A 19,411-nucleotide genomic window follows, 5' to 3' on the forward strand; every position below is an offset into this window, starting at 1 on the left:
TTCGTCAATCGGATCCCGTCAATGGCGCTCGATCGCGCGCAGAAAGCGGTCGCCATAGGCTTCCAGCTTCTTGGCGCCGATGCCCGGCAACCGGCCAAGCTGGTCGAGCGTGGCCGGTCGTGCCGCCGCCATCTCGCGCAGGGTTGAATCGTGGAAGATGACATAGGGCGGCACCTGCGCATCCTCGGCCAGTTCCTTGCGCAGGGCGCGCAGGGCCTCGAACAGGGGATCCCCGACCGGGTTGGGCGTCATGTCGCCGCGTCGCCCGCGCCTGCGCCTGCGCTTGGGCGGGACCACGATCTGTACCGCGCTTTCCCCCTTCAGGATGGCACGGGCCGATCCGCCCAGCGCCAGTCCGCCATGCTCGTTGGCCACCAGATCACCGCGCGCCTGCAAGGCCCGGGACAGCGGCTGCAGCAAGACGGCTTCTGCCGGTTCGACGATGCCGAACACGCTCAGCCGGTCGTGGCCGCGCTGGCGCACCCGCTCGTCCTCGCTTCCGGTCAGTACCTTCTGCAGATGCCCCATGCCGAAGCTCTGCCCGGTACGATAGACCGCCGACAGCAGCTTGCGCGCCAGTTCGGTCGCATCGGTGACATCGGGCTGCTCCAGGCAATTGTCGCAATTGCCGCAGCTTGCCGGCGGGTGTTCGCCGAAATGCCGCAGCAGCACGGCCCTGCGGCATTCGGCCGTCTCCACCAGTCCCGCCAACGCATCGAGCCGCGTCCGCTCTGCCGCCCGGCGCGCCTCGTCCACCTCGGCCAGCCGCTGGCGTGCGGTGGCGAAATCCCCCGCCCCCCAGAACATGACCGCCTGACTGGGATCGCCGTCGCGGCCGGCACGGCCCGTTTCCTGGTAATAGCCTTCGATGGACTTGGGCACGCCGACATGGGCGACGAAGCGCACGTCCGGTTTGTCGATCCCCATGCCGAAGGCGACCGTGGCCACGATCACCATGTCCTCGCTGGCAACGAAGGCGCTCTGGTTCGCCGCGCGCACCTCAGCATCCAGCCCTGCGTGATAGGGCCGCACGGCCCGCCCGGTCGCCGCTGCCAGCTTGTCCGCCAGATCCTCGACCTTGCGCCGGGTCTGGGCATAGACGATCCCCGGCCCCGGCTCGCTTTCCATCAGATTGGTCAGCTGCCGCACCGGGTTATCGCGATGGCGGATCGCATAACGGATATTGGGCCGGTCGAACCCCGCCAGTACCAGCCCGTCCTCCGCTATGCCGAGCTGCGCCATGACATCGGCGCGCGTCTGGCGATCCGCCGTCGCGGTCAGCGCCAGCCGCGGCACCTGCGGAAAAGCGTCCATCAGGCCGCGCAGCATCCGGTAATCGGGACGGAAATCGTGGCCCCATTCGGATACGCAGTGGGCCTCGTCAATCGCGAACAGGCACAGCGGCGCAGAACTCAGGAATTCGCGAAAGGCCGGCTGGCTCGCCCGTTCCGGCGCGACATACAAAAGATCCAGCTCGCCGGCCCGGAAGGCATCCTGCGTTTCGCGCCAGTCGGCATCGGCGCTGGTCAGCGTGGCCGCGCGGATGCCATTGGCGCGCGCGCTGCGAAGCTGATCGTGCATCAGCGCGATCAGCGGGCTGATCACCACGCAGGTGCCCGGCAGCATCACGGCGGGCAGCTGGTAGGTCAGCGATTTCCCCGCGCCGGTCGGCATCACCGCCAGCGTCGATGCGCCAGCCAGGATGCGCGTGACGACATCCTCCTGCCGACCGCGAAATCCGTCGAAGCCGAAGACATCTTTCAAGGATTGATATGCGCCTGCGATCCCGCTCATCGGGGCCTGATGGCAGACGCGGGGGCAAGCGCAACCGCTGGCGGGCAATTTTCCCCTTGCCCCGCATGCCGCGCTTGCGCTTTACCGCCAGCCAGATTCCACGAAGGAGACTTTATCATGAAATTCCGTATCGCCCTGACGGCCGCCGCAACCATCGCCCTTGCTGCCTGCGGCAGCACCGAAGATGCCTCGACCGAAGTCGAAGCAGACACCGTCGAAATGCCCGCCGACGAAGCTCTGACCGGGATCGAGGAAACGCCGGTCGCCGATCCGGCCGCCAATACCGAACCCGCGCCGCAGGTGACCTCGCCCAGCGAAGAAGTCCAGATCCAGGAAGCTGGTGACAGCGCAGCCGATACCGCTGCCGCAGCCATGGATGCCATGTCCGAAGACTCCAGCAACTGATTGGCATGCGGGCGGGCCAGCCGGCTCGCCCGCGTCCAGCCGCGCCGTAGCGTCCTTTGCGCGGCGTTCGATAGCGCCTAGCTTCCGCGCCAATGAAACGACTCGTCCCCCTTCTCGCCGCGCTGACTGCGCTGTCCGCCTGTTCGGGCTACGATGATGATCAGCCGGTCGAAGCGGTCTCGCAAAGCGAAGCCGAAGCGCTCGACGACGCTGCCGAAATGATCGAACAGCGGCGCCTGCCGGATGACGCGGTTCCCTCCGCAGGCGACGGGACACTCGCTGCCGACGCAGAAGATGCCATGCCCGCTGGCGCGGATACGCGCGCAACCGGCGGTCCGGAAAATGGAGCTACCGAATGACCGAAACCGTCAATCCCGGCATGGATGCCGACATCTTCGACCAGTTCCTCGAACAGCTCGAACGCTACGTTCGCGAACGGCTGCTCCCGGCAGAAAAGCAGGTCATCGCCGATGACCGCATTCCCGACGAAATCATCACCGAAATGAAGGATATGGGCCTGTTCGGCCTCACCGTGCCGGAAGAATATGGCGGCGCGGGCCTGAACTGCACCCAATATGCCAAGGTCGTGAAGACCATGGCATATGCCGCGCCTGCCTACCGGTCGATCTTCTCGATCAATGTCGGCATGTTCAATTCGGCGATCAAGAACGGCGGGACCGATGCGCAGAAGGCCGAATGGTGGCCCCGGATCGCCAATGGCGCGATTGCCTGCTTCGGCCTGACCGAACCCGGTTCCGGCAGCGACAGCGCCGCCATGGCGACCACCGCCCGGCCCGATCCCGATGGCAATGGCTGGATCCTCAACGGCACCAAGCGGTACATCACCAATGCGCCGCATGCCGATGTCGGCCTCATCATGGCCCGCACGGAAAAGGACGCGCTGCCCAAGAACGCGCATGTCTCCGCCTTCATCGTGCCCATGGACACGCCCGGCGTGTCGACCGGCAGCCCGGATCACAAGATGGGTCAGGCCGGCAGCCATATCTCCGATGTCATGCTCGACGATGTGCATGTGCCGGGCCATGCGCTTCTGGGCGGCGAGACCGGGCAAGGCTTCCGCTTTGCCATGATGAGCCTCGACAATGGCCGCATCTCGGTCGGCGCGGCCAGCACGGGCTACGCCCGCCGCGCGCTCGACAGCGCGATCAAATATGCCAGCGAGCGGCAGGCCTTCGGCGAACCGATCGCCAATTTCCAGCTGATCCAGCAGATGCTCAGCGAAAGCTGGACCGAAATCTACGCCGCCGAAGCGATGATGGCCGATGTTACCGCGCGGGTCGACCGGGGCGAAAACACGGTCAAGCATGCCGCCGCCTTCAAGGTCTTCGCCTCCGAAATGTGCGGTCGCGTGGTCGATCGCGTCGTGCAGGTCTACGGCGGGGCCGGCTATCTTGCCGAATATGACGCGGAACGCTTCTTCCGCGATGCCCGCATCTATCGCATCTACGAAGGCACGACGCAGATCCTCCAGCTGCAGATCGCCAAGCACATGCTGCGCGATTACGCCGCTGGCCTTTAGGGAATGTACGACCTTCTATCGGGTCTGAGCATCATCGAGGCGTCGAGCTTCGTCGCCTCGCCGACGGCGGGTCTGTACTGCGCGCAGATGGGGGCGGAAGTCATCCGCGTCGATCACAAGGCGGGCGGTCTCGATTACGATCGTTACATGCTGACGAAGGAAGGCCGTTCGCTCAGCTGGGAAAATCTCAACCGGGCGAAGAAATCCGTCGCGCTCGACTTGCGCAGCGACGAAGGGCGGGAACTGCTGGTCGAACTGTCGGCGAAGACCGGCAATCTGATCACCAACCTGCCGGAAAAGAGCTTCCTTTCGCATGGCGCCATCGCTGCCAGGCGTCCGGATCTGGTCAGCGTGCGCATCATGGGCTGGCACGATGGCCGGCAGGCGATGGACTTCACCGTCAACGCCGCCAGCGGCTATCCGCTCATGTGCGGCCCGGAAGACTGGGACCCGGCCACCGCGCCGCCGGTCAACCAGGTGCTACCCGCCTGGGACTTCGTCACCGGCGCCTATTGCGCTTTCGCTCTGCTCGCGGGGCTGCGCCACCGCGACGCCAGCGGCGAGGGCAGCGAAATCCGCGTGCCGCTCGGCGATGTCGCCATCGGCACCATGGCCAATAGCGGCGCCATGGCCGAAATGCTCTATCGCGGCGGCGACCGCGAACGGCTCGGCAATGCCATCTGGGGCGCATTCGGGCGCGATTTCCGCAGCCGCGATGGCGTGCGCTTCATGGTCGCCGCGCTGACGGCCAAGCAATGGGACGGCCTCGTCGCGGCTTTCGATCTCGCCGATGAGATCGCCGAACTCGAAAACGAACTGAACGTGCGCTTCGCCGACGGTGATCGGCCGCGTTTCGAACACCGGCACCGACTGTTCGAACTGTTCGGCACCCGCAGTCAAACGTATGATTGGCATGCATTGTCGGACCGTCTGACGCAGCACGGCACCACGTTCGAGCGCTATCGCACCATGCACGAAGCCGCCAACGATGCGGAACTGGTGACGGAAAATCCTCTTTTCGGCCCCTCCCCGGCCAACCCCAGCGGCTTCGAATACCCTGCAACCCGCAGCTTCGCCAACATCCCCACCCTCGATGCAGGATTGCCCCGGGCCGCTCCCTACTTGGGCCAGCACACCGAGGAAGTCCTGGCCGACCGCCTCGGCCTCCCCTCCGGCGCCATCGGCGATCTCGTCGACCGGGGCATCGCCCGCCTTTCTGACAAGGACTGACCCATGACGACTAACCGCCGCGTAGCCATCTGCAAGCCGCTCAGGACCCCGGTCGGGCGCTTTCTCGGCACTCTCGCTCCGCTCGAGGCGGGGCAGCTTGGCGCCATCATCATCAAGGCTTTGGTGGAACGCAGCGGGATCGATCCTACGCGCGTCGACGATGTCGTGTTCAGTCAGGGCTATGGCAGCGGCGAAGCGCCGGCCATCGGCCACTGGAGCTGGCTGGCGGCAGGCTATCCGGAAGAAGTCCCCGGCTTCCAGCTGGACCGCCGCTGCGGGTCGGGCCTTCAAGCCGTCGCAACGGCCGCCATGATGGTGCAAACCGGCGTCGCCGATTGCGTGCTGGCCGGCGGTGTCGAAAGCATGTCGAATGTCGAACATTACACGACCAAGGCCCGTCACGGCTCCCGCCTCGGCGACCTGCAACTGTGGGATCGCCTGACCCGTGGCCGCCTGATGAGCCAGCCGATCGAACGGTACGGCATCATCACCGGCATGATCGAAACGGCGGAAAACCTCGCCAAGGATTACGGCATTACGCGCGAAGAGGCCGATGCCTTCGCTGCGCGCAGCCATCAGAACGCGGCCCGCGCATGGGATGAAGGCAAGTTCGAAGACCAGCTGGTCCCGGTGGAAATCCCGCAGCGCAAGGGCGATCCGCTCGTCTTCGCCAGGGACGAGGGCTTCCGCTCCGACGCAACCATCGAAACGCTCGGAGCCCTGCGCGCCATCGATGTGAAGCGCGACCCGGATGCCATCGTGACGGCCGGCAACGCCAGCCAGCAGAACGATGCGGCGGCTGCCTGCCTCGTCGTCGCCGAAGACAAGGTCGAGGAACTAGGCCTCGAACCCATTCTCTGGTTCCATTCGTGGAGCGCGGCCGGCTGCGATCCCAGCCGCATGGGAATCGGGCCGGTCCCGGCTGTCGAACGGTTGTTTGCCAGGAAAGGCCTCGGCTGGGACGATATCGATCTGATAGAACTCAACGAGGCATTTGCCCCTCAGGCGCTCGCCGTGATGAAGGGCTGGGGCTTCAGCGAGGACGACAGCCGACGCGAGATCGTCAACGTCAACGGTTCCGGCATATCGCTTGGCCATCCGATCGGCGCGACCGGCATCCGCATCCTCGCGGACATGGCGCACGAGATGCAACGCCGCAAAGCCCGCTATGGACTTGAAACCATGTGCATCGGTGGCGGTCAGGGCATGGCTGCGGTATTCGAGCGCGCCGCATGACGACTGAGTGGTCGGACTGGATCGGGCGCGAGCAGCGCAGTGCCGACCAGCTCGACCCCTCGCTTGCCGCGCGCTGGTGCGCAACCTTCGACCGCAACGCACCCTCGGGCGATGCGATGCCGCAGGGCATTCACCTCTGCCTGTGTACGCCCGAAGCGCGAACAGGCCAACTTGGCGCCGATGGCCACCCTTCGCGCGAGGACAGTCCGGCCAGCTTCCTCCCGCCAGTTCCTTTGCCAAGGCGCATGTGGGCATCGAGTGCCATCCGGTTTCACGCCCCCATATCCATAGGCTCGGCCATAGATCGCGTGAGCCGCGTGGTTTCCATCGAAGCCAAGTCGGGAAGCCGGGGCGACATGGTTTTCGTCGACATCGACCACGAGACCGGCGCCGACGGGCAACTGGCAGTGACCGAACGACAAACGCTCGTCTACCTGGAGGCGCAGGATAGCGCGGCGCCTCTGGTTCCACCGGAGCCGACAGGCGAAACCTTCGATCCTTCCGCATGGGAGGCTCACCACATCGCCACTCCCGACGAGCGGCTGCTGTTCCGTTTTTCCGCCCTCACCTTCAACACCCATCGCATCCATTACGACGCACCCTATGCGCGCGATGTAGAGCGCTATCGTGGATTGGTCGTCCACGGGCCGCTGATTGCGAGCTTGCTGCTGCAATGTGCTGCAGGAAGTTTCGGCGAAAACCGTCTGGCGAGCTTCTCCTTTCGTGGCGTGAGCCCCGCAATAGCGGGCGAGCCCCTGCACCTCGTCATGCGGGGTAGGGGAGAGGCAATCGAAATGGGTGCGTTCGCAACCGACGGGCGTCAGGTGACGAAAGCTTCTGCCAGCCTGGTTTAGTTCAGCGGATAGTCTGCGATAGGTTGAAGCAGCGTGTAACGTTCCGCGTGCGGTTCATGCCCGAGTTCGGGCAGTTCTATATCTTCGGGCGGCACATTCGTATCGGGAAGCCGATCGAGCAGATCGCGCACCAGCGTCAACCGACCACGCTTCTGATCGTTGAAATCCACTAATGTCCACGGGGCCCATTCCGTATGCGTGGCGGACAGCATGGTTTCGCGCGCCTCGGTATAGGCCTCGTACTTGTCCCGTGCTGCCAGATCGACTGGAGACAGCTTCCAGCGTTTCAACGGATCATCAAGCCGTTCTCGCAGCCGCTCCTCCTGCCGGGCCTGATCGGTGGTCAGCCAATATTTGAACAACAGTATCCCATCATCGACCAACTGCTTTTCGAATATCGGCGCCTGTGAAAGGAAAGCGCCGACCTGCCTTTCCTCGGCATAGCCCATCACCTTTTCCACCCCGGCCCGGTTGTACCAGCTGCGGTCGAACAGCACGATTTCTCCGGCACTGGGAAGATGTTCGACATAACGCTGAAAATACCACTGGGTCTGCTGCGTATCCGTGGGCTTCGGCAGCGCTACGATGTGGCATTGGCGCGGGTTCAGTGGTTCGGACACGGCGCGGATAGCGCCGCCCTTCCCTGCCGTATCCCGCCCTTCGAAAAGGACCACGACCCGCTGCCCTGTCGCGCGCGCCCAGCGTGCCATCCCGACAAGTTCGGCCTTCATCGGCGTCAACTCGGCTTCGTAATCGCTCTTTTTCATGGTTTTCCCGCGCCGGATTTGAATGGTGAACGCAATGCTAGTATCAACAGCAACAATATGGCTACATTCGAAGAAACCGAACAGGACTTTAACCGGCTACCCGACCTTCCGGCAGAGGTATTCACCGCACCGTTGAAGAAGCCGGATCATGTCGGCGACGACTGGCTCGAGCCCCAGCAGACGCAGTACGATAGCGATGACGATGCAATCTGGAACGATCTGTTCGAGCGCCAGATGGGCGTGTTGCCGGGGCGGGCAGCGAGCGCTTTCATGGCGGGGCTACAGAAGCTCAATCTCAATCGCGGCGGTGTGCCGGAATTCGGCAAGCTTTCGGAAGACCTGACCGCCTTGACCGGGTGGAGCGTTGTTCCCGTGCCGATGCTCATCCCTGATCATGTGTTCTTCTGGCATCTGGCCAACCGCCGGTTTCCTGCGGGCAATTTCATCCGCACGCGCGAAACCTTCGATTACATCCAGGAGCCCGACGTCTTCCACGACGTATTCGGGCATGTCCCGATGCTGACCGATCCGGTCTATGCCGACTATATGCAGGAATATGGCCGCGCGGGTTGGAAAGCCATGCGGCACAATCGCCTCAAGGCACTGGGCTCGCTTTACTGGTATACGGTGGAATTCGGGCTGATCGAGGAAAAAGACGGCATCAAGGCCTATGGCGCCGGCATTCTGTCGGGCCCGACCGAGGTGGTCTACGCAATCGAGGCGGAAAGCCCCAACCGCATCATGCTGAACGTGGATCGTGTAATGCGCACCGATTATGTCATTAGCGATTTGCAGCCGACATATTTCGTCATCGAAAGCTTCGAGGATCTCTACCGCCAGACAGTAGAGCGCGATTTCGATAAGCTCTATCGGAACCTGGGGCCCGGTTTCACCTACGCCAATACGGCGGTGATCGACGTCGACTACGTGGTAAACCGGGGGACTTTGGAATACACTCTGCGCGGCGGTCGTGGGTCCGGCGCAAAGCCTGTTTAAACAAGAACGGCCCCGGATCGCTCCGGGGCCGTTATCGTTAGAATAACTCAGAGCTTACATGCCCTGGGCATCATCCATGGCTTCGCCCTGCTCTTCCATGGCATCTGCCTTATCTTCTGCCTGGTCGGTGATAGCGTCCGACTGTGCGTCGCTGATGGTGCCAGCGTCTTCCATGGCATCAACACGTTCGTTGACGGCTTCTGCCTGCTGTTCGCCGGCATCTTCCATGGCGTTTTCGTTCGGGCCGTCGCAAGCGGCGAGGACGAGGCTAAGAGCGGCAACCGAAACGACGAGCGAAGCTTTGGTGAATTTCATGTGTATTCCCCTTGACCTTGTATCGCGCCGCAATGGCGACGCCGTGTTAACGCCGTAAACGAAATGCGGCGAGAATGTGATGAACGGGCCGGACAGATGCGAGTTCCCGTCTTTTTCCATTCACGGTCGAACGTATTGAGCAAAGCAAGAAACGCGCCTCGGCAAAAGACCGGGACGCGTCGGGAAACCCCAAGATATCGGGGGACCGGTTTAGCTGTAAGCGCGCTGTCGTACGAGATTGAACAACCCGATGGCGACAACCGATCCAAGCACGGCCCACAGTAGGGCTGTCCCACTTACCGTGCCGAAAATCGCCCCGTTTCCGGCGATAAGACCGGTTACCAGCGAGCCGAGCACGCCGATCAGTGCATTGGCCAAAATGCCGCGACCATCCTCGATACGAAGGATGATTGTTGCCAACCATCCCAGAAGAGCGCCCACGACAATCAGGATCAACAAACCCATCGGTGCCTACTTACATTTGCGTTTCATACGAATTGGAAAAACGCGCAGGCGGGCAAAGGTTCCGCCAAATCTGCCGAATGGAAACATTGGTGCCGCAATATTGCAACACCTGCTACACGATGCCGAGCCACAGCAGCGCCGCTGTGCCAGCGACGATGCGGTACCAGCCAAAGGGCGTGAAACCGTTCCGGCTGACGAAAGCGACGAAGGCTCGGATCACGAAGAGCGCGACGATAAAGCTTACGACGAAGCCGATCGCGATTTCGTCCCAGCCGACGCGCGTCGCCCCCGCCATCAACTGATCGTATTTGGTCGCCATTTCCAAGGTGGTCGCGCCAACCATCGTTGGCACGGCGAGGAAGAATGAAAACTCCGCTGCGGTCTTGCGGTTGATGCCCATGGCCAGCGCGCCCATGATGGTTGCGCCCGAACGACTGACGCCCGGCACCATGGCCAGACACTGGGCGAAACCGACCGCCAGAACCTTTGTCAAAGACAGATCGGCAACACCCTGACCGTCCTCACGCGGTTTGGCGAGCCGTTCGATCACGATGATGGCTATACCGCCAGCGATCAGCGCCCAGGGGACGATGCCGGGATTGCCGAGCATGGCCTCGAAATTTTCGTAAAGCGTGAAGCCGATAACGGCGCTGGGCAGAAAGCCGAGCAGAATGTTGCGGGCGAACATGAGACCTTCCCGCTCGCGCCGCAGAACGCCCATCCCGGCAGACCAGAACGTGCCCCAATACTGATACACCACCGCCAGAATGGCGCCGAGCTGGATCACCACATTGAACATCGCCCATTCGCTCGGATCGGCGCCCGACAATTCGGTAGCGAGAATGAGATGTCCGGTCGAGGATACCGGGATGAATTCGGTCAGTCCTTCGACGATGCCGAGGAAGATCGCGGTGAGATAATCATTCATGCGCATGCGTCCATGAAGAAAGGGCGGAGCAAGTCAAGCGACCCGCTCCGCCCCATGGCAGATTACCGGCAAACCGGGCTTTACCAGATACGGACGCGCTCTTCCGGGGGAAGATAGAGTTCATCATCCGGCGTCACGCCGAAAGCTTCGTACCATTCATCCATATTGCGCACGACGCCGTTGACCCGGTATTCTTCGGGACTGTGCGGGTCGGTACGCAGACGCTGACGAGCGGCGTCCTCGCGCTGCTGCGAGCGCCAGACCTGCGCCCAGCCCAGGAAGAAACGCTGATCGCCGGTGAGGCCGTCGATGACTTCGTCTTCCTTGCCGTTGAGCGATAGCTTGTAGGCGCGGTAGGCAAGGCTCAGTCCGCCAAGGTCGCCGATATTTTCGCCAAGCGTGAGCCGTCCGTTCACGCAGGTTTCGCCGTCATCGAGCGGGCAGAACTGGTCGTATTGCGCGACTACTGCGTTTCCGAGCTTGTCGAAAGCCTGGCGGTCAGCGTCGGTCCACCAGTTGCGAAGCATGCCGGTTGCGTCCGATTTGGAACCCTGATCGTCGAAGCCGTGGCCCATTTCGTGGCCGATTACAGCGCCGATGCCGCCGTAATTCACTGCATCATCGGCACTTATGCCGAAGAAGGGCTGCTGCAGGATGGCAGCGGGAAACACGATCTCGTTCTTGGTCGAGTTGTAATAGGCATTCACCGTCTGCGGCAGCATGAACCATTCGGTCCGGTCGATCGGCTGGCCGAGCTTGGAGACCATGTCCTGCCAGCCCCATTCGGCGGCCGCCATGCTGTTCGCAACCGGATTGCCGGCTGTGATAGCGAGATCCGGATAGGTCTCGAGATTATCGCGATAGCCGATCTTTGGATCGAAGCTGTCGAGCTTGGCCATAGCTTCGCGCTTGGTCGCATCGCTCATCCAGTCGATTTCATCGATGCTTTCGGCGAGCGCCTTGCGCAGATTGCTGACCAGGTCGATCATTGCGGCCTTGTTCTCTGCGGGGAAATAGCGTTCCACATAGGACTTGCCGACGAGTTCGCCGAGCATGCCTTCGGTAGCCGCGATCGAGCGCTTCCAGCGCGGGCGCTGTTCGGGCGTGCCCTGCAGCAGAGTTCCGTAAAAAGCGAAATCGGCATCGTCGAACCGCTTGGGCAGGATCGCCGCGTTGTTTTCCAGCATCTCCTTGGTCGTCCACGCCTGCAATACATCGACAGGCGTATTCATGATGAGCGTTGTCATCGCCGGAGTGCCTCCGCCGATCTTCGCCAGCGTCGCTTCGTCCAGCCCGAGTTCCGCCGCGCGTTCGGCGCTCGGCGGCATGTCGCTCACGATGAAACGATCGGTCTGCCCAAGCCCCATCTTCTGCAGCATGGTCTCGAGCGGGAAGCCATTGGCGAGTTCGTCCACCTGGGCATGAGTCAGAGCTGTGTAGGTGAGGTCCCGGTTGCGCCGCGTTGCGCGGTCCCAGCTTACGGTGCGGGCGATGGTGTCTTCGAAATCATATACCTTCTGGGCCATGCCGGCAGCATCCGCATAGCCTGCTTCGCCCAGCAGAAACGCCAGATATTCGCGATACTTGGCCTGGATGTTGCGACCCTTCTCGCTATCGTCGAGATAATAATCGCGATCCGGCAGACCCAGGCCGCCCGACCCCAGATAGACAGAGTACCGGCTCGGTTCTTTCGCATCGACAGAAACATAACCGCCCAGGGGCGAAGCATAGCCAGGCGTTGCCCAGAGCGAGGCGAGCGCTGCCGGGGTTTCCGCGCCGTCAATCGCGTCCAGATAGGGCTTGATGTTGGTAAGACCCGCGGCCTCGATGCTGTTCGTATCGAGGTAGGCATTGTACGCATCGACAATGCGCTTCTCATCGGCCGAGAGAGTGGAAGCGTCTTTCTTGAGAAGCTCGTTTACCAGCGTCTGAACATCGCTCGTCGACTTTTCACGAAGCAGATTGAACGCGCCGAAACGGCTGAATTCCGCAGGGAGCGGATTGGCCTCGAGCCACTTCTGGTTCGCATAGGCGAAAAAGTCGTCGCCCGGCTCGATGTCCTGCGAGATATAGGCGGGATCGAAACCCCATTCGCCGAAGCTCATCGTGGGTAGGGGCGTATCGGTTTCGTCCTGTGCGGCAACAGGTGCGGCCAGCGTCAACGCAAGCGCACTCGCGCCAGCGGCAAGCATGGTACGGATCATTTCTGCATTCTCCCGAGATTCAATACGACCGGCCCGAACGGGCCTCAGGCCTCGCGATCTAACACGTTTGGTCGTAGCGGCGAAGCGGTTCATCGGAGCGCACGGGCAGTCCGCAGAAGGATCAGGCGCTTTCGAGCCCGAATTGGAGCGAAGCCAGCCGCGCATAGAGACCGCCTTTCGAGGAAAGCTGCTGGTGCGTTCCCTGTTCGACGATCCGGCCATCTTCCATCACCACGATACGGTCTGCCGCGCGAACAGTGGAAAGGCGATGCGCAATAACCAGCGTGGTGCGATCTTCCATCAGATGTTCCAGCGCATCCTGCACCAGGCGTTCGCTTTCCGCATCCAGCGCACTGGTCGCCTCGTCAAGCAGCAGTATGGGTGCGTCGCGCAGCAAAGCGCGGGCAATGGCTATGCGTTGACGCTGACCGCCAGACAGCTGAGTACCGCTTTCCCCGAGATAGGTATCAAGGCCCTGCGGAAGCTTCTGCAGGAAGCCGGACGCATTGGCAGCGCGCGCCGCTGCCCAGATATCTTCCTCGCTTGCGTCCCAATTTCCATAGCGCAGATTATCGCGTGCATTGGCGCTGAAGAGAACCCCTTCCTGGGGTACATAGGCGATACGACGCCGCACTTCGGCGGGGTCGGCGCCCGTTAGCGGGATCCCGTCGAGGCGGATGGACCCTGCCTGCGGATCGTAGAACCGCTCGGCCAGCTGAAAAATCGTCGACTTGCCTGCACCCGAAGGCCCGACGATGGCAACTGTCTCTCCTGGCTCAACCTCGAGACTGAAATCGGTGATTGCCGGAGCTTCCAGCCGCGTGGGGTAACGAAAAGTCACATTGCGGAAGGATAGCCCACCCCGCGGGGGAACGGGTAGTTCCTGCGGACGGGCAGGAGCGGTAATCACAGGCTTTTCATCGAGCAATTCGGACAGGCGGCTTGCCGCGCCTGCACCGCGTAACAAGTCCCCGTATACCTCGGTAAGCGCTCCGATGGCGCCGGCGACGAGGCCTGCCGTCAAGACGAAAGCAGCAATCGTCCCGCCTGTGATCGTTCCTTCGCTTACAGCCTGCGCGCCCCGCCAGACCAGCAGGGTAATTCCGCCGAACACCAGCAGGATGACGACAGCAGTCATGGCTGCGCGGATCATGACCCGGCGCCTCGCGACGGAGAAGGTACGCTCGACCGCCTCCTGGAACCGACCGTGCTCGCGGCCTTCCTGGTTGAAACCTTGAACGATCTTCATGGCCGAGAGCACTTCGGTGACCATCGCGCCGATATCGGCCACCCGATCCTGGCTGGTGCGCGACACCTTGCGCAGCCGCCGTCCGAATATGGTTATGGGAATAATGATTGCGGGGATGAGCAGGAGCAGCCCCATGGTGAGCCCCGGCACCAGCCAGAACAGATAGGCCGTCCCGCCGATCGCCATGAGAAGATTACGAAGCGCAACCGATACGGTTGTGCCCACCACTTGCTCGATCAGCGCCGTATCGCTGGTCATCCGGCTGGAGATTTCTTTCGGGCTGTTCTCTTCATAGAAACCCGGCGCCAGTCGCAGCAGATTTTCCTGCACACGCAGCCGAATGTCGGCGACAACGCGTTCACCCAGCCAGCTCACGAAATAGAACCGCATGGCCGTGCCAATGGCCAAAACGCCCACGATCATGAGAAGATACTGAAACCAGCGCGCTACGCTGCCCGGATCGGCACCATCGGCAAAGCCGCGATCAATCACCAGCTTGAAGCCTGCCGGAATGGCGAGCGTCGCGGCGGCGGTAATGCACAGAGCAACCAGAGCCAAAGCGACATGGCCGGGATAATTGGCGCCGGCACGATAAACCATCCTCAAGGGGCGAAGAGAGCGTTCGCGCGGATTGTTCTTGGCCGTCCGCTTACGCGAAAAACGTCCGCGGCCCTCGGTTTCGGTATCGTCCTTGGATCCCATGGCATTCAGTTAGGTGGGCGGACGCGGAAAATCCACACTGCTGCATGCGCGAAGGCACAATTTGGTAATTTGTGCATTGCACAAGAGATGCCGGAAAGGCAGGATAGCTGTCTTTCGTCCGGTACGAGACAAGAAAAAAAGGCCGGGTCAGCAGGGGATACGCATTGCTTTACCACGCCCATGAACTTCAGCGCAGTTGGCTCAATTCGGCCAGCACTTTCGCCTCGATCGGGGTGGAAATGCTGAACAATCCAGCCAATCCTTTGAATTACGTAGGCCCCATGGGCTACATGAATATCGGCCCTATCGCGGCGAGCGCACTCGAAGTGTTCGCGCACGCCACCGCCACTTATGGCAAGCCGGCATGGAACATCGAAGCCGTTGACGCGGGCGGCGAATCCCATGCGGTCATCGAATCAACGGTCGTCAACATGCCGTTCGGCGATCTGAAAGAGTTCTATCGCGAAGATCTGCCCGAAGATGCTCCGCGCCTTCTGGTAGTCGCGCCGATGAGCGGGCACTACGCGACTCTTCTACGCGGCACGGTCGAACGGATGCTGGAAAACTATCGCGTTTTCGTAACCGACTGGGCGGATGCCAAGACCGTGCCGCTGCACGAAGGCGAATTCGATCTGGATGATTACATCGATTACGTCATCGCCTATCTCGAACACATAGGGCCCGGTGCAAACGTAATGGCTGTGTGCCAGCCATCGGTACCGGTGTTCGCTGCGACTGCGATCATGAACGCCGACAAGCATCCCTGCACCCCCAAGACGCTTACGATGATGGGCGGGCCGATTGACACGCGGTGTTCACCGACAAGCGTCAACGATCTCGCCATGGAACGTCCGATCGAATGGTTCCGCCACAGCGTTATCGCCACCGTACCGATGCAGTATCGCGGGGCCGGAAGACGCGTCTATCCCGGCTTCATGCAGCTTGCCGGGTTCATGAGCATGAACCTCGGCAATCACATGATGAGCCATTACGAGATGTTCAAACACCTCACCGTGGGTGACGACGAAAGCGCTCAGGCCACCAAGGATTTCTACGACGAATATCGCAGCGTTTGCGACATGACCGCGGAATTCTATCTCCAGACGGTGGAGGAAGTGTTCCAGACGCATTCGCTCCCCAACGGGACTTTCGTCCATCGCGACAAACCCGTCGATCTTGCCGACATTACAGAGACCGCTCTGCTCGCGATCGAAGGCGAGCGTGACGATATTTCAGGTCTCGGCCAGACGAAGGCCGCGCTCGACCTGACGCCTAAATTGCCGGACAGGAAAAAGCGTTATTACATGGCGGAAGGCGCGGGCCACTACGGCATTTTCAACGGCAGTAAATGGCGCGGGAAGATCGCTCCGGTGGTAGAGGAATTCATCGCCACGCACGGCTGAGGCAGATTACGCTGGCGGCGGCGGTCTGCGCCGCGCCAGCACCTTGCCAATGGCCCGCCGGATAATCACGAGTAGCGTGATGGTCAGGGCCAGCAGAAACAGTGCGATCCCGCCGGCCAGCAGCGGGAATTCATAAGCGACATACAAAAGTCCGACCGTCGCCACATCTTCCGCTGTCGATACGGCGACATTGCTGACTGGCTCGGGACTGGCGTTGACCATTCCGCGGGCGCCGGCTTTACCTGCATGGGCAGCGAGGCTCGCGCCGCCACCGAGCAGAAAAGCGATTACCTGCGTACCGGGATCGGACGGATCGATGATTGCCAGCGCCAGCAGCGCCCCGCCGATCGGCCGGACAATGGTGTGAACGGCATCCCAGGCAGTATCGAGCCACATCACCTTGTCGGCAAGGAATTCCACAATTGCCGCCAGCGCGGCAATGCACATAACCCATGGGTTCGCCAAGACGTCGAGACTGGCAAGATGCTCGGGCAAGGGTAGCGCATTCATCCGCATGGCAAGGCCCGTTGCAAAGATGCACAGATAGAGCCGCCATCCCGCCAGCAGGCTCACGCTCCCCGCTATGCCGATGATCTCCATCACACCCATGATTATGAGGCTACGCCACCAATGCCCCTTGGGACAACTCAATCGGCGCGATGATGTGCCACATCATAAGGCTTTCCGTATGCACCGAATGGAATTTCCAGCGCGGCCCGGTCCCAATTCGCAAGCTCAGCCACTGCGGTATAACTCGTTTCGAGAAATTCCATCAGCATCGCGTCCGGATCACCCGACGCGCGCACGCGGGCATAGGGCAACACCCATTCACCAAGCTGTTCGTGCCAATAGGCGGCTTGCGGTCCCACCTTCGCGTCCTCCAGTCCTTCTGGCGAAGGATAGCCATAGGCATAGAATGCAGCTTCCTCGACGCCCCCGCCGCCAAGCCAGAATCCGGCACTTGCCACTTCGTGGCTGTATGCCTCCCGCGTCACGTCGTCGGGAAGATTGGAAAACCCGCCTGGATGCACGGGCGCTTCCCGCCCGGAAAAACGGGTGACTGCCAGATCGAAGCTACCCCAGAATAGGTGGCTGGGGCTGGATTTTCCGACAAAGCCCGTCCGGAATTGCTCGAAGACCCGGTTGGCATCGGAAAAGGCGCGATGTATCTTCGCAATCGCCTGTTGGTTCCACACCCTGCCGCGCGTATCCTGCGCAAAGGGAACGGCATCTTCGACTTCGTTCGGGGCTCCGGATATGTCGGTTTCCACTCCTGCCTCGCGAAGGAGTTGAGTCAGCTGGTCATGGAATTCCGCAACGCTCTGGCCGGTAATTGCGAAGCTTTCGGCAGAGCCTGCCGATGTTTCGACCCAGACGGTCGAACGGTGGCAGTCCACCATTACCTCTGCTTCGCCATTCTGCGCGAAGACAGGGTAGCTTCGGAACCCGCGAGGGACCACGCGCAAGGCGAGATGCCAGCTGTGGTTGCAACAGGGCAAACTGCGCGTCGGCAGTTTGCCTATCACCTGAAGATAGGCATGTAAGCTTTCGATGACCGGGCGCTGGGCCGCGAAATCGAGTTCTGGCCAGCGCTCGGTCATCGAAAATTCTCCTTAGAAGATCTCGAACAGGCCGGCTGCACCCATACCGCCGCCGACGCACATGGTGACGACGCCGTATTTGGCGCCGCGACGCTTGCCTTCGAGCAATACATGCCCGGTGCAACGCGCACCGGTCATACCATAGGGGTGGCCGATCGAGATGGAACCGCCATTGACGTTGAGCAGATCCCCGGGGATGCCAAGCTTGTCGCGGCAGTAAAGCACCTGCACTGCGAACGCTTCGTTCAGTTCCCAGATGCCGATATCGTCGACCTTGAGATCGAACCGCTCGAGCAGCTTGGGAATGGCGAAGACCGGGCCGATACCCATTTCATCGGGTTCCGTGCCCGCAACCGCCATGCCGACATAGCGGCCCAGCGGTGTCAGGCCTTTCTTTTCTGCAACCTTGGCTTCCATCAACACGCTGGCCGACGAACCGTCCGACAGCTGCGAGGCGTTGCCTGCCGTGATCGTGGTGCCTTCGCCCATTACGGGCTTGAGCGATTGCAGGCCCTCCAGCGTGGTAGAGGGACGATTGCCTTCGTCCTTGGCAATGGTGATCTCGACGTCGGAGATCTCGCCCGTTTCCTTGTCCTGCACCTTGTGCGTAGTGGTGACGGGGACGATTTCATCGTCGAACAGGCCTGCTTCCTGTGCGGCGGCAGTGCGCTGCTGGCTCGACAGCGCATATTCGTCCTGCGCCTCGCGGCTGATGCCATACCGCTGCGCGACCGTCTCGGCAGTCTGCAGCATGGGCATGTAGATTGCGCCATGCATCTGCATCAGTTCCGGATCCGGCATCACGCGCATTTCCTTGGTCTGGACGAGACTGATGCTCTCCTGACCACCGGCGGCAACCACATCCATGCGGTCGGTGATGATCTGCTTTGCCGCCGTGGCGATGCTCATCAGGCCGCTTGAACACTGACGGTCGATGGTCATGCCGCTGGTGCCGATCGGGCAACCGGCGCGAAGGGCCACCTGGCGAGCAAGATTGCCGGCCTGCGTGCCCTGCTGGAGCGCGCTGCCCCACAATACGTCGTCGACTTCGCCGGGCTCGATGCCGGCGCGTTCGATTGCGGGCTTCAGCGAATAAGCGCCGAGCGTGGCCCCCTTGGTGTCGTTGAACCCGCCCTTGTAAGCGCGGCCGATTGCGGTGCGGGCGGTGGAGACGATGACTGCGTCACGCATGGGTATTTCCTTGGATTGCTAAATGTACCTGATCCTCACCGGGGAGGAGGGGGGAATCAGACGAAAATCTGGGTGATCCACTCGCAGATCAGAGCCGGCTTTTCCTCACCCTCGATCTCCATGGTGATCTCGCTGGTCTGCTGCCACTGTCCGGGACGCTTTTCGATCATTTCCACCAGCTTCCAGTGGCCGCGAATGCGCTTGCCGCTGCGAACGGGCGAGATGAAGCGCGTTTTGTTACCGCCATAATTCACACCCATCTTCACGCCGTCGATCTTGGGCATGTCGGACTTGGCGCCGAGATAGGGGATCATCGACAATGTGAGGAAGCCATGCGCGATGGTCCCGCCAAAGGGCGTCATCTTGGCCTTTTCTTCATCGATGTGGATGAACTGGTGATCGCCGGTCGCATCGGCAAACTTGTTAATGCGGTCCTGACTCATTTCGACCCATTCGCTGGTGCCGATCTGCTGTCCAACCTTCTCTGCCAGTTCTTGCGGGCTCATACTCGCCTCTCCTCTACTCAGAACG

At 61.6% G+C, this 19,411-nt stretch carries 19 protein-coding genes; 8 read left to right on the forward strand and 11 right to left on the reverse strand.

The features are described 5' to 3' along the window. Positions 1-18: 18 nt before the first annotated feature. Positions 19-1,794: a DNA helicase RecQ gene (gene recQ / locus K3177_RS01440; protein WP_221596546.1), complete on the reverse strand. Its 1,776-nt coding sequence runs from the start codon at positions 1,792-1,794 to the stop codon at positions 19-21. Positions 1,795-1,911: 117 nt separating this feature from the next. Between recQ and K3177_RS01445 the strand changes: the two genes are divergently transcribed. From K3177_RS01445 to K3177_RS01470, 6 genes are all read left to right on the forward strand, one after another. Next, positions 1,912-2,199 (forward strand): hypothetical protein, encoded by a 288-nt coding sequence (locus tag K3177_RS01445; RefSeq protein WP_103023984.1) that lies wholly within the window; start codon positions 1,912-1,914, stop codon positions 2,197-2,199. Positions 2,200-2,291: 92 nt separating this feature from the next. Next, entirely contained in the window at positions 2,292-2,558 is a 267-nt protein-coding gene (locus K3177_RS01450; protein ID WP_221596548.1) for a hypothetical protein, read from the forward strand. Next, positions 2,555-3,739, forward strand: coding sequence for an acyl-CoA dehydrogenase family protein (locus K3177_RS01455; protein WP_247714187.1), 1,185 nt, complete (start codon positions 2,555-2,557; stop codon positions 3,737-3,739). Before K3177_RS01450 ends, K3177_RS01455 begins: the two co-directional genes overlap by 4 nt. A gap of 3 nt (positions 3,740-3,742) precedes the next feature. Further along, a complete protein-coding gene (locus K3177_RS01460; RefSeq protein WP_221596550.1) occupies positions 3,743-4,969 on the forward strand; it encodes a CoA transferase in 1,227 nt (408 codons plus the stop codon). A gap of 3 nt (positions 4,970-4,972) precedes the next feature. Further along, positions 4,973-6,205 carry an acetyl-CoA C-acetyltransferase gene (locus tag K3177_RS01465; protein WP_221596552.1) on the forward strand — a complete coding sequence of 411 codons (1,233 nt, stop codon included), beginning with the start codon at positions 4,973-4,975 and terminating at the stop codon, positions 6,203-6,205. Further along, positions 6,202-7,059 (forward strand): HTD2 family dehydratase, encoded by an 858-nt coding sequence (locus K3177_RS01470; RefSeq protein WP_221596554.1) that lies wholly within the window; start codon positions 6,202-6,204, stop codon positions 7,057-7,059. The genes K3177_RS01465 and K3177_RS01470 overlap by 4 nt, the downstream gene beginning before the upstream one ends. On the opposite strand, the gene ppk2 is transcribed toward K3177_RS01470, so the two are convergent. Next, positions 7,056-7,826, reverse strand: a complete 771-nt coding sequence (ppk2, locus tag K3177_RS01475) for a polyphosphate kinase 2 (protein WP_221596556.1) — start codon at positions 7,824-7,826, stop codon at positions 7,056-7,058. The two genes, K3177_RS01470 and ppk2, sit on opposite strands and share 4 nt — an antisense overlap. 57 nt (positions 7,827-7,883) lie before the next feature. Between ppk2 and phhA the strand changes: the two genes are divergently transcribed. Continuing rightward, positions 7,884-8,822, forward strand: coding sequence for a phenylalanine 4-monooxygenase (phhA, locus tag K3177_RS01480; protein WP_221596558.1), 939 nt, complete (start codon positions 7,884-7,886; stop codon positions 8,820-8,822). A 54-nt stretch (positions 8,823-8,876) separates the two neighbouring features. Here phhA and K3177_RS01485 read toward each other — a convergent pair whose 3' ends face one another. The 5 genes from K3177_RS01485 to K3177_RS01505 all read right to left on the reverse strand — a co-directional run bounded on the left by K3177_RS01485 (position 8,877) and on the right by K3177_RS01505 (position 14,583). Further along, complete coding sequence (locus K3177_RS01485) at positions 8,877-9,137, reverse strand: hypothetical protein (RefSeq protein WP_221596560.1); 261 nt, start codon at positions 9,135-9,137, stop codon at positions 8,877-8,879. A gap of 210 nt (positions 9,138-9,347) precedes the next feature. Continuing rightward, positions 9,348-9,602: a GlsB/YeaQ/YmgE family stress response membrane protein gene (locus tag K3177_RS01490; RefSeq protein WP_196847131.1), complete on the reverse strand. Its 255-nt coding sequence runs from the start codon at positions 9,600-9,602 to the stop codon at positions 9,348-9,350. A 112-nt stretch (positions 9,603-9,714) separates the two neighbouring features. After that, positions 9,715-10,530, reverse strand: a complete 816-nt coding sequence (locus K3177_RS01495) for an undecaprenyl-diphosphate phosphatase (RefSeq protein WP_420493659.1) — start codon at positions 10,528-10,530, stop codon at positions 9,715-9,717. 80 nt (positions 10,531-10,610) lie between these two features. Beyond that, complete coding sequence (locus K3177_RS01500) at positions 10,611-12,734, reverse strand: M13 family metallopeptidase (protein ID WP_103023974.1); 2,124 nt, start codon at positions 12,732-12,734, stop codon at positions 10,611-10,613. Between the two features lie 121 nt (positions 12,735-12,855). After that, positions 12,856-14,583, reverse strand: a complete 1,728-nt coding sequence (locus K3177_RS01505; RefSeq protein WP_247714255.1) for an ABC transporter transmembrane domain-containing protein — start codon at positions 14,581-14,583, stop codon at positions 12,856-12,858. A 266-nt stretch (positions 14,584-14,849) separates the two neighbouring features. On the opposite strand from K3177_RS01505, the gene K3177_RS01510 reads away from it, so the two are divergent. Further along, positions 14,850-16,088 (forward strand): polyhydroxyalkanoate depolymerase, encoded by a 1,239-nt coding sequence (locus tag K3177_RS01510; RefSeq protein ID WP_221596566.1) that lies wholly within the window; start codon positions 14,850-14,852, stop codon positions 16,086-16,088. A 6-nt stretch (positions 16,089-16,094) separates the two neighbouring features. Here the strand turns inward: K3177_RS01510 and K3177_RS01515 are convergent, their stop codons facing one another. From K3177_RS01515 to K3177_RS01530, 4 genes are read right to left on the reverse strand one after another with little or no spacing between them, the layout of a single operon-like run. Continuing rightward, the gene (locus K3177_RS01515) at positions 16,095-16,697 is read right to left on the reverse strand and encodes a DUF4126 domain-containing protein (protein WP_221596568.1); all 603 of its coding nucleotides are present in this window, start codon (positions 16,695-16,697) and stop codon (positions 16,095-16,097) included. Between the two features lie 38 nt (positions 16,698-16,735). After that, the gene (locus K3177_RS01520; protein WP_221596570.1) at positions 16,736-17,689 is read right to left on the reverse strand and encodes a DUF5996 family protein; all 954 of its coding nucleotides are present in this window, start codon (positions 17,687-17,689) and stop codon (positions 16,736-16,738) included. A gap of 12 nt (positions 17,690-17,701) precedes the next feature. Beyond that, positions 17,702-18,880 (reverse strand): acetyl-CoA C-acyltransferase, encoded by a 1,179-nt coding sequence (locus K3177_RS01525; RefSeq protein ID WP_103023969.1) that lies wholly within the window; start codon positions 18,878-18,880, stop codon positions 17,702-17,704. 56 nt (positions 18,881-18,936) lie between these two features. Beyond that, on the reverse strand, positions 18,937-19,386 hold the full coding sequence (locus K3177_RS01530; protein WP_103023968.1) for a MaoC family dehydratase: 450 nt from the start codon (positions 19,384-19,386) through the stop codon (positions 18,937-18,939). Positions 19,387-19,411 lie beyond the last annotated feature (25 nt).

This window comes from Qipengyuania pacifica (assembly GCF_019711555.1).
Lineage (GTDB): Bacteria > Pseudomonadota > Alphaproteobacteria > Sphingomonadales > Sphingomonadaceae > Qipengyuania > Qipengyuania pacifica.